Raw genomic sequence first — 10,573 nt, forward strand, 5'->3', positions numbered from 1 at the left:
CGCGCCGGGACCGCGAGCGACGCGACCGCGGCCGACCCGGCCGACGACTCCCCCGCCCGGCCTCCCCTCCGCGAGGCCGCGGCCACGGGCGACCTCACCGTCATCGACACGCGGGAGGAGTACCTCCGCGCCGTCGAGGCGATCGCGCAGGGCACGGGTCCCATCGCCGTCGACGCCGAGCGCGCCTCGGGCTTCCGCTACAGCCAGCGCGCGTACCTCATCCAGGTGTTCCGCCGAGGCGCGGGCACCTTCCTCTTCGACCCGCCCGCCGTCGGCGACTTCACGGAGCTCGACGAGGTGATCCGCGACGTCGAGTGGGTGCTGCACGCCGCCAGCCAGGACCTCGCCTGCCTCCGGGAGGTGGGCCTCGACCCGCGGCGCATCTTCGACACCGAGCTCGCGTCCCGCCTGCTCGGCCTGCCGCGCGTGGGCCTCGGCACCGTCGTGGAGGAGCTGCTCGGGATCCACCTGGCCAAGGAGCACTCCGCCGCCGACTGGTCGACCCGTCCCCTCCCCCGCGCCTGGCTCGTCTACGCCGCGCTCGACGTGGAGCTGCTCGTCGACGTGCGCGACGAGATCGCCCGTCGCCTCGAGGAGCAGGGCAAGACCGCGATCGCCGAGCAGGAGTTCCAGGCGACCATCGCCAAGGAGGCCAAGCCCGCCCGGGTGGAGCCGTGGCGTCGCCTCAGCGGCCTTCACGGGGTCCGCGGCGGACGCAACCTCGCGGTCGCCAAGGAGCTGTGGGAGGCCCGTGACGCGTACGCGCGCGAGGTCGACACGAGCCCCGGCCGCCTGGTCCCCGACGGATCCCTCGTCGCGGTCGCCCGCGTCCTGCCGCAGACCAAGCGGGACCTCGCGGCGGTCCGTGAGTTCTCCGGACGCGCGAGCCGCAGCGAGATCGACCGCTGGTGGGCCGCCGTCGAGCGCGGCCTCGCGGCGACGGAGTTCCCGCAGCTGCGCGGCACGGGCGAGACGATGCCGCCGCCCAAGGCCTGGGCCGATCGCGATCCCGCCGCCGACCGCCGCCTCAAGCGCGCCCGCGTGGCCGTGCAGGAGGTCGCGACCGAGATGGGCGTCCCGCAGGAGAACCTGCTGACCCCCGAGGTGCTGCGTCGCGTCGCCTGGACGCCGCCCGCCGACCTCTCCCCCGAGGCCGTCGCCGCGGCCCTCGAGTCATGGGGCGCGCGCCCCTGGCAGATCGAGGCGACGGCCGCTCCGGTGGCCGCGGCCTTTGTCGATGCTGGCCAAGCCGACGACGCGAGCGACGACGGGGCCTCGTAGGAACAGTCAACGGATGCGGCTCCCCACCGGCCTCTCCCTAGGGTGGGGGAAATCGATGCGAGGAGGCGTCAGTGGTCGAGAGAGCCGAAGTCCATTTCGTGGACGGGGTCCGCACCCCGTTCGGACGAGCGGGTGAGAAGGGCATGTACTGGCGGACCCGCGCCGACGACCTCGTGGTCAAGGCCATGATCGGGTTGCTCGAGCGCAACCCGCAGGTGCCGAAGGACCGGATCGACGAGGTCGCCATCGCCGCGACGACGCAGACGGGAGACCAGGGCCTCACCCTCGGCCGCACCGCCGCGCTCCTGGCCGGGCTCCCCCGCTCCGTCCCCGGCTTCGCCATCGACCGCATGTGCGCCGGCGCCATGACGAGCGTGACGGCCACGGCCGGCGGCATCGCCTTCGGCGCCTACGACCTCGCGATCGCGGGCGGCGTCGAGCACATGGGCCGCCACCCGATGGGCTTCGACGCGGATCCGAACCCCCGCTTCCTCGCCGAGCGCCTCGTGAGCCAGGACGCCCTGAACATGGGCAACACGGCCGAGCGGATCCACGACAGGTTCCCCGCGCTCACCCGCGAGCGGGCCGACCGCTACGCCCTCGCCAGCCAGCAGAAGACGGCCCTCGCGTACGCGGCCGGGAACATCCAGCCGGACCTCGTGCCCGTGGCCACCCGGTCCGAGCAGGGCTGGGGGCTCGCGACGCGCGACGAGGCGATGCGCCCCGAGACGACGCTGGAGGGCCTCGCCGGCCTCCGCACCCCGTTCCGCCCGCACGGCCGCGTCACGGCCGGCAACTCGTCGGGCCTCAACGACGGCGCGACCGCCGCCCTGCTCGCGAGCGGCGACGCCGTGAAGGAGCTCGGCCTCGCGCCGAAGATGACCCTGGTGTCGTTCGCGTTCGCGGGCGTGGAGCCCGAGATCATGGGCATCGGACCCGTGCCGAGCACCGAGAAGGCGCTCCGGAAGGCCGGGCTCACCATCGACGACATCGGGCTCTTCGAGCTCAACGAGGCGTTCGCCATCCAGGTGCTCAGCCTCCTCGACCACTTCGGGATCGACGACGACGACCCGCGCGTCAACGAGTACGGCGGCGCCATCGCCGTCGGCCACCCGCTCGCGTCCAGCGGCGTCCGGCTGATGAACCAGCTCGCGCGCCAGTTCGAGCAGCACCCCGAGGTCCGCTACGGCCTCACCGCCATGTGCGTCGGCCTCGGCCAGGGCGGCAGCGTCATCTGGGAGAACCCGCACTTCACCGGCAAGAGGAAGAGGAACAAGTGACCGACACCAGCCGCTTCCGGGAGCTCGTGGCGCTCGATCCCGACGAGGTAGTAACCCACTCCCACGTGCGCGACGTGCCGCTGCCCTCGGGCGGCGTGCTCGCGCTCGTCACCCTCGACAACGGGCGCGACCACACCCGGCCGTCCACGCTCGGCCCGGCCACGCTGCTCGAGCTCGCGGATGCGCTCGACGGCCTCGCCGCCCGGGCCGCCGCCGGCGAGATCCGCGGCGTCGCCATCACGGGCAAGCCGTTCATCCTCGCGGCGGGCGCCGACCTCAGCAAGGTCGGCGAGATCCCCAGCCGCGAGGTCGGCCGGCAGATGGCGCAGCTGGGCCACGACACGCTCGGCCGGCTGCACCGTCTCGGCGTGCCGTCGTTCACGTTCGTCAACGGGCTCGCGCTCGGCGGCGGTCTCGAGATCGGGCTGAACTCCGACTACCGCACGGTCGACGAGTCCGTGCCCGCCGTGGCGCTGCCCGAGGTCTTCCTCGGCATCATCCCCGGCTGGGGCGGCGCGTGGCTGCTGCCGAACCTCATCGGCATCGAGAACGCCCTCAAGGTGATCATCGAGAACCCGCTCAAGAACAACCGCACCCTGAAGGCCGCCGACGTGATGGAGCTCGGCATCGCCGACGCCTCCTTCCCGTCCGCGTCGTTCCTCGAGCAGTCGATCCGCTGGGCGGACGGCGTCATCTCCGGATCCACCGAGGTGAAGCGCCCGAACGCGCCCGGCCGCCTGGAGCGCCTCGCCAAGTGGGACATCGCCATCGGCATCGCGCGGAAGTCCCTGGAGCAGCGCATCGGCACGGTGGCGCAGTCGCCGTACCGCGCCCTCGACCTGCTGCAGGCCGCCAAGCGGAGCACCCGAGAGGAGGGCTTCGCCGCCGAGGACGAGGCCCTCGCGGACCTCATCTCCGGCGACCAGTTCCGCGCGAGCATCTACGCGTTCGACCTCGTGCAGAAGCGCGCCAAGCGCCCCGCGGGAGCGCCGGACAAGGGCCTCGCACGACCGGTCACGAAGGTGGGCGTCGTCGGGGCGGGACTCATGGCCTCGCAGTTCGCGCTGCTGTTCGTGCGCCGCCTCCAGGTGCCCGTGGTCATCACCGACCTCGACCAGGCGCGCGTCGACCAGGGCGTGGCCGGCATCCACGACGAGATCCGGAAGCTCGCCGAGAAGGGGCGCATCTCCCCCGACGAGGCCAACCGGCTCACCGCGCTCGTCACGGGCACGACCGACAAGGCCGACTTCGCCGACGCGGACTGGGTCATCGAGGCCGTGTTCGAGGAGCTGGGCGTGAAGCAGCAGGTCTTCGCCGAGATCGAGCAGCACGTCTCCGAGACCGCGATCCTCGCCACGAACACGTCGAGCCTGTCGGTCGAGGGCATCGCCGAGCGCCTCGAGCACCCGGAGCGCGTGGTGGGCTTCCACTTCTTCAACCCGGTCGCGGTGATGCCGCTCATCGAGGTCGTGCGCACGCCGCGGACCACCGACGAGACGCTGTCGACCGCGATGCAGGTCGCGCGGAATCTCAAGAAGAACGCCGTCATCACGCGGGACACCCCGGGCTTCGTGGTGAACCGGATCCTCGCCAAGGTGCTCGGCGAGGCCATGCACGCGGTGGACACGGGGACGCCGTTCGAGGTCGTCGACCGGTCGCTCGCGCCGTTCGGCCTGCCGATGACGCCGTTCGAGCTGCTCGAGCTCGTGGGCCTCAAGGTCGGCGCGCACGTGCTGGACACGCACCACGCGGCGTTCCCGGAGCGGTTCTTCGAGAGCCCCAACCTGCACCGGCTCGCGGATCTCGGGCGCATCTACGCGCGCGACGCCAAGGGCCGTCCGACCGGGTTCGACAAGGAGGCCGTGCGCATCGTGAAGGGCGGCAGCGATCCGATGACCGCCGAGCAGATCCGCGAGCGCGTCGAGACGGGCCTCGCCGACGAGGTGCACCGCATGCTCGAGGACGACGTGGTGCACGCCGCCGAGGACATCGACCTGTGCCTCATCCTCGGCGCCGGCTACCCGTTCCAGATGGGCGGCCTCACGCCGTACCTCGACCGCGTCGGGGCGAGCGAGCGGGCGTTCGGCGACACGTTCCACCACCCGCCGATCCGCGGCGTGGCGTAGCGACCCGCGTACGACGGAGGGGCCCGGCCGCATCGCGGTCGGGCCCCTCCGTCGTCGTGGCGGCTACGCCTCGTCGTCGTCCTCCGCGCGGATGGAGACGCGCTCCTGGTCCTCCGCGAGCGGACGGGCGGAGGGCACGCGGCTGCCGAGCACCTGCGCGACGACGTCGCGCGCGATGTGCTGCGGCGTGAGCCCCACGCGCTCGAGGATCTCGGAGCGCGTGCCGTGGTCGAGGAACTCGTCCGGGAGGCCCAGCTCCGTGACGCCGGTGTCGATGCCCGCCTCGCGGAGGTCCTGCCGGATCCTGGTGCCGATGCCGCCGACCACCACGCCGTCCTCGATGGTCACGACCAGGCGGTGGGCGCGGCCCAGCTCGACGACGCTGCGCGGCACGGGCACGACCCACCGGGGATCCACGACGGTGGCGCCGATGCCCTGCGCGGCGAGGCGCTCCGCGACCTCGATGCCCATGGTCGCCATGGGGCCCACGGTGACGATGAGCACGTCCTGCGCCCCGGACTCGTGCAGCACGTCCACGCCGTCGTCGAGACGCCGCAGCGCCTCGATCTCGTCCCCGACGTTCCCCTTGGAGAACCGCACGACCGTGGGCGCGTCGTCGACCTTCACGGCCTCGCCCAGCTCCTCGCGGAGCCTGGTCGCGTCGCGCGGGGCGCTCAGGCGGATGTGGGGCACGATCTGCAGCAGCGCCAGGTCCCACATGCCGTGGTGGCTCGGGCCGTCCGGGCCGGTGACGCCCGCGCGGTCCAGCACGAAGGTCACGCCGGCGCGGTGCAGCGCCACGTCCATGAGCACCTGGTCGAACGCGCGGTTGACGAACGTGGCGTAGAGCGCGACGACGGGGTGCAGGCCGCCGTAGGCGAGGCCGGCCGCGCTGGTGACCGCGTGCTGCTCGGCGATGCCGACGTCGTGCACGCGCCCGGGGTGCTTCTCGGCGAACTTGTGCAGGCCCACCGGGCGCAGCATCGCGGCGGTGATGCCGACGATGCGCGGATCCTCGTCGGCGAGGGCCAGGATCTCGTCCGCGAACACGCTCGTCCAGCTCACGGCCTGCGAGGGGTCGATGGGCTCGCCCGTCTCCGGGTCGATCTGCCCCACGGCATGGAACTGGTCGGCGACGTCGCGGCGGGCGGGCTCGTAGCCGCGGCCCTTCTCCGTGATGGCGTGCACGATGACGGGGGCGCCGTAGTCGCGCGCCTGCTCGAGCGCCTCCTCCATCGCCTGCTGGTCGTGCCCGTCGATGGGCCCCAGGTACTTGATGTCGAGGTTCGAGTAGAGCGCCTCGTTGTCGGTGACGCGCGTGAGGAAGCCGTGCAGGCCGCCGCGGAGGCCGCGATAGAGGCTGTCCCCCGGGGCTCCGAAGACGCCGAACATGCGCTGGCTCGTCTCGTAGAGACCGCGGTAGGTGCGGCGCGTGCGCACGGTGTTGAGGAACCTGGCCATGCCGCCGATCGTGGGCGCGTACGAGCGTCCGTTGTCGTTGACGACGATGATCAGCTTCCGCGTGTTGTCGTCGGAGATGTTGTTGAGCGCCTCCCACGTCATGCCGCCGGTGAGGGCGCCGTCGCCCACCACCGCGACGACGTGCCGGTCGGTCTGGCCCGTGATGCCGAACGCGCGCGAGATCCCGTCGGCCCAGCTCAGCGAGCTGGACGCGTGCGAGCTCTCGACGATGTCGTGCTCCGACTCCGACCGCTGCGGGTACCCGGCGAGGCCGCCGGACTCGCGGAGCCGGGAGAAGTCCTGCCGACCCGTGAGCAGCTTGTGGACGTACGACTGGTGGCCCGTGTCGAAGACGATGGGATCCTTGGGCGAGTCGAAGACCCGGTGGATCGCGAGCGTGGTCTCGACGACGCCGAGGTTCGGCCCGAGGTGCCCGCCCGTCTTGGAGACCTCCGCGACGAGGAACTGCCGGATCTCCGCGGCGAGCTCGAGCATCTGCTCGCGGCTCAGCCGATCGAGGTCCCGGGGTCCTGTGATCGTCTCGAGGATTCCCATGCTGACCGCCTTCCATCGGGCGCCATGGAACGACGCCCGCCTCATCGAGTGTACGCAGGGCCCTGCATGCACGAAGGAGGCCGGGCGTCGCCGCCCGGCCTCCTCAGGTTCCTGTTACGCGACCAGGCTGCGCAGCACGTACTGCAGGATCCCGCCGTTGCGGTAGTAGTCCGCCTCGCCGGGGGTGTCGATGCGGACGACCGCGTCGAACTCCACCGGCTGCTTGCCCGCGGGCGAGTCGGCCGTGGGGGCCGCGACCACGTGCACCGTGCGCGGCGTGGTGCCGGAGTTCAGCTCCTCGAGGCCCGTGATGCTGATCTCCTCGGTGCCGTCGAGGCCCAGCGTGTCCCAGGTCTCGCCCGCCGGGAACTGCAGGGGGACGACGCCCATGCCGATGAGGTTCGAGCGGTGGATCCGCTCGAAGCTCTCGGTGATGACCGCCTTGACGCCCAGGAGGCTCGTGCCCTTCGCCGCCCAGTCGCGCGACGAGCCGGAGCCGTACTCCTTGCCGCCGAGGATGACGAGCGGGGTGCCCGCCGCCTGGTAGTTCTGCGCCGCGTCGTAGATGAACGACTGCGGGCCGTCGGGCTGCGTGAAGTCGCGGGTGTAGCCGCCCTCCACGCCGTCGAGCAGCTGGTTGCGGAGGCGGATGTTCGCGAACGTGCCGCGGATCATGACCTCGTGGTTGCCGCGGCGGGAGCCGTAGGAGTTGTAGTCCTTGCGGCCGACGCCGTGCTCGTCGAGGTAGTGGCCCGCGGGGCTGTCCGCCTTGATGGAGCCGGCCGGGCTGATGTGGTCGGTGGTGACCGAGTCGCCCAGCTTCGCCAGCACGCGCGCGCCGGCGATGTCGGAGACCGGAGTGGTCTCCATCGTGAGCCCCTCGAAGTACGGGGGCTTCCGCACGTACGTCGACTCCGGGTCCCACTCGAAGGTCGCGCCCGTCGGCGTGGGGAGCGAGCGCCAGCGCTCGTCGCCGTCGAAGACGCCCGCGTACTCGTGCGTGAACATGCCGGTGTCGATGGAGCTGTCGATGGTGGACTGCACCTCGGCGGCGTCGGGCCAGATGTCCTTGAGGAAGACGTCGTTGCCGTCGGCGTCGGTGCCCAGCGCGTCGGCGTCGAAGTCGAAGTTCATCGACCCGGCCAGCGCGTACGCGATCACCAGGGGCGGGCTCGCGAGGTAGTTCATCTTGACGTCCGGGTTGATCCGGCCCTCGAAGTTGCGGTTGCCGGACAGGACCGCCGTGACGGCGAGGTCGTTGTCCTGCACCGCGGTCGAGATCTCGTCGAGCAGCGGACCGGAGTTGCCGATGCACGTCGTGCAGCCGTAGCCGACCGTGTAGAAGCCGAGGTCCTCGAGGTAGGTCGTGAGGCCGGACTTCTCGTAGTAGTCGGTGACGACCTTGGATCCGGGCGCCAGCGTGGTCTTCACCCACGGCTTGGCCTTGAGGCCCTTCTTGCTGGCGTTCCGGGCGAGCAGCCCGGCCGCGAGCATGACCGACGGGTTCGACGTGTTGGTGCACGACGTGATGGCCGCGATGGCCACGGCGCCGTGGTCCAGCGTGAAGTGCCGGCCGTCCTCGAGCGTGACGCGCGTGGGCTTGGTCACGTTGGCGGGGCTCTGCGAGGAGTGGTGGGTCTCGTGCGTCGAGTGCTCGTCCTCCGGCTGGAGCTCGCCCGGATCGGACGCGGGGAAGCTCATGGCGGTGGTGAGGTCGACGATGTCGTGGTCGACCTGCGCGTAGTCGTTGAGGTCGCGCTCGAACTGCGACTTCGCGTCGGTGAGCTCGATGCGGTCCTGCGGGCGCTTCGGGCCGGCGATGGAGGGGACGACGGTGGAGAGGTCGAGCTCCAGGTACTCGCTGAACGCCGGCTCGACGGACGCGTCGTGCCAGAGCCCCTGTGCCTTCGCGTACGCCTCGACCAGGGCGACCTGCTCCTCGCTGCGGCCGGTGAGGCGCAGGTAGTCGAGCGTCACGTCGTCGATGGGGAAGACGGCGGCGGTGGAGCCGAACTCGGGGCTCATGTTGCCGATGGTGGCGCGGTTCGCGAGCGGGACGGCGCCGACGCCGGATCCGTAGAACTCGACGAACTTGCCGACGACGCCGTGCTTGCGCAGCATCTGCGTGATGGTGAGCACCACGTCGGTGGCGGTGACGGCCGCGGGGATCTCGCCGGAGAGCTTGAAGCCCACGACCTTGGGGATGAGCATCGACACGGGCTGGCCGAGCATGGCCGCCTCCGCCTCGATGCCGCCGACGCCCCAGCCGAGCACGCCGAGGCCGTTGACCATCGTCGTGTGGGAGTCCGTGCCGACGCAGGTGTCCGGGTAGGCCTGCAGCACGCCGCCGACCTCGCGCGTCATGGTGACGCGCGCGAGGTACTCGATGTTGACCTGGTGGACGATCCCGGTGCCGGGCGGGACGACCTTGAAGTCCTCGAACGCCGTCTGGCCCCAGCGGAGGAACTGGTATCGCTCGCCGTTGCGCTCGTACTCGATGTCGACGTTGCGCTCGAGCGCGTCCGCGGTGCCGAAGAGGTCGGCGATGACCGAGTGGTCGATCACGAGCTCGGCGGGCGCCAGCGGGTTGATCTTGGTGGGGTCGCCGCCCAGCTCGCCGACGGCCTCGCGCATGGTGGCGAGGTCGACGATGCAGGGCACGCCGGTGAAGTCCTGCATCACGACGCGCGCGGGCGTGAACTGGATCTCGGTGTCGGGCTCGGCGTCCGGCGCCCAGTCGCCGAGGGCGCTGATCTGGCTGCCGGTGACGTTCTTGCCGTCCTCGGTGCGGAGGAGGTTCTCCAGCAGCACCTTGAGGCTGAACGGGAGTCGCTCGTGGCCCGCCACGGTGTCGATGCGGTAGATCTCGTAGTCGGTCTCACCGACGCGGAGTGTGTCCTTCGCGCCGAAGCTGTTGATTGCAGACACGTGGCCCTCTTCCCTCGCTGGATGGGCGCGGAAGTCGATTCCGCCCGTCACCCGATCTTGGTCGCCCGCCGCGGCCGGGTCCAGTAAGGCGACCCTGAACGGGCACGCCGACGCGGGGCGGGACGGCGCCGATGTATCTCGACGTCGAGATGAATCTACCACCGCGATGCGGCGACGTCGTCGCGGCGCGCTGGCCCGACGCCGACGAGGGACGAGGGGCGGCGGGTCAGTCGGACGCGGCCGCCGCCGGGTCCTTCGCGTAGACGGCCCGGACGAAGAGCCACGACAGCACGAGGAGCACGCCGTAGAGAGGAGTGCCCATCACCAGGCGGGCGACGCCGAGCGCGTCGATCGAGTCGGCCAGGTAGAGCGGGAGCTGGACCGCGAGGCGCAGCGCGAAGAAGCCGACCCACACGAGGGTGAGGAGCCGCAGGGCCCTGGCCTTCCTGCGGTCCTGCCGCCACGCCGTGCCGTCGCCCATGAGGAAGCCCACGGCGACGCCGACGAGCGGCCAGCCGACGATCACGGAGACGAGCAGCACCGCGAAGTAGGCGCCGTTGGTCCACAGTCCGAGCGCGTAGAAGTCGCGGCCCTCCCCCGACCGGAGCGCGAGGACGGCCGAGATGACGATGCCGACCAGGCCGCCCACCGCGGGCGCGACCGCCGAGCGCTGCACGAGCCGGGCGACGACCGCGACGACCGCGACGCCGACCGGCACCGCGACCGAGAGCACGATGTCGCGCGTGAGGGTGAACGCGACCAGGAAGAGGAGCCCTGGCACGATCGCCTCGAGGACGCCCCGCACTCCGCCCATCGCGGTGAGGAGGGCGGCCGCGGTCATCGTCTCGCCGCGCGCCGCCTGCCCGAGACCGGCACGCTCGGCGGCCTGGGCCATGCTCGCGCCGAGCGCGTCGCCGGGGGCGGGGGTGGATGCGCGCGGTG

At 71.7% G+C, this 10,573-nt stretch carries 6 protein-coding genes; 3 read left to right on the forward strand and 3 right to left on the reverse strand.

Going from position 1 to position 10,573, the window contains the following annotated elements; all coding sequences use genetic code 11:
• From DZG00_RS07405 to DZG00_RS07415, 3 genes are all read left to right on the forward strand, one after another.
• Positions 1-1,281, forward strand: a 1,281-nt coding sequence (locus DZG00_RS07405) for a ribonuclease D (RefSeq protein WP_311135914.1), incomplete at its 5' end; no start/stop codon positions are given.
• Positions 1,282-1,352: 71 nt separating this feature from the next.
• On the forward strand, positions 1,353-2,561 hold the full coding sequence (locus tag DZG00_RS07410; protein WP_119381183.1) for a thiolase family protein: 1,209 nt from the start codon (positions 1,353-1,355) through the stop codon (positions 2,559-2,561).
• On the forward strand, positions 2,558-4,687 hold the full coding sequence (locus DZG00_RS07415) for a 3-hydroxyacyl-CoA dehydrogenase NAD-binding domain-containing protein (RefSeq protein WP_119381182.1): 2,130 nt from the start codon (positions 2,558-2,560) through the stop codon (positions 4,685-4,687). The genes DZG00_RS07410 and DZG00_RS07415 overlap by 4 nt, the downstream gene beginning before the upstream one ends.
• Positions 4,688-4,750: 63 nt before the next feature.
• Here DZG00_RS07415 and dxs read toward each other — a convergent pair whose 3' ends face one another.
• The 3 genes from dxs to DZG00_RS07430 all read right to left on the reverse strand — a co-directional run.
• A complete protein-coding gene (gene dxs, locus DZG00_RS07420; protein ID WP_119381181.1) occupies positions 4,751-6,703 on the reverse strand; it encodes a 1-deoxy-D-xylulose-5-phosphate synthase in 1,953 nt (650 codons plus the stop codon).
• A gap of 114 nt (positions 6,704-6,817) precedes the next feature.
• Entirely contained in the window at positions 6,818-9,631 is a 2,814-nt protein-coding gene (acnA, locus tag DZG00_RS07425) for an aconitate hydratase AcnA (protein WP_119381180.1), read from the reverse strand.
• A 226-nt stretch (positions 9,632-9,857) separates the two neighbouring features.
• On the reverse strand, positions 9,858-10,573 hold a 716-nt coding region (locus DZG00_RS07430; RefSeq protein WP_119455497.1), incomplete at its 5' end, for a DUF3159 domain-containing protein.

Source organism: Clavibacter lycopersici, from assembly GCF_003576405.1.
GTDB classification, from domain to species: Bacteria; Actinomycetota; Actinomycetes; order Actinomycetales; family Microbacteriaceae; genus Clavibacter; species Clavibacter lycopersici.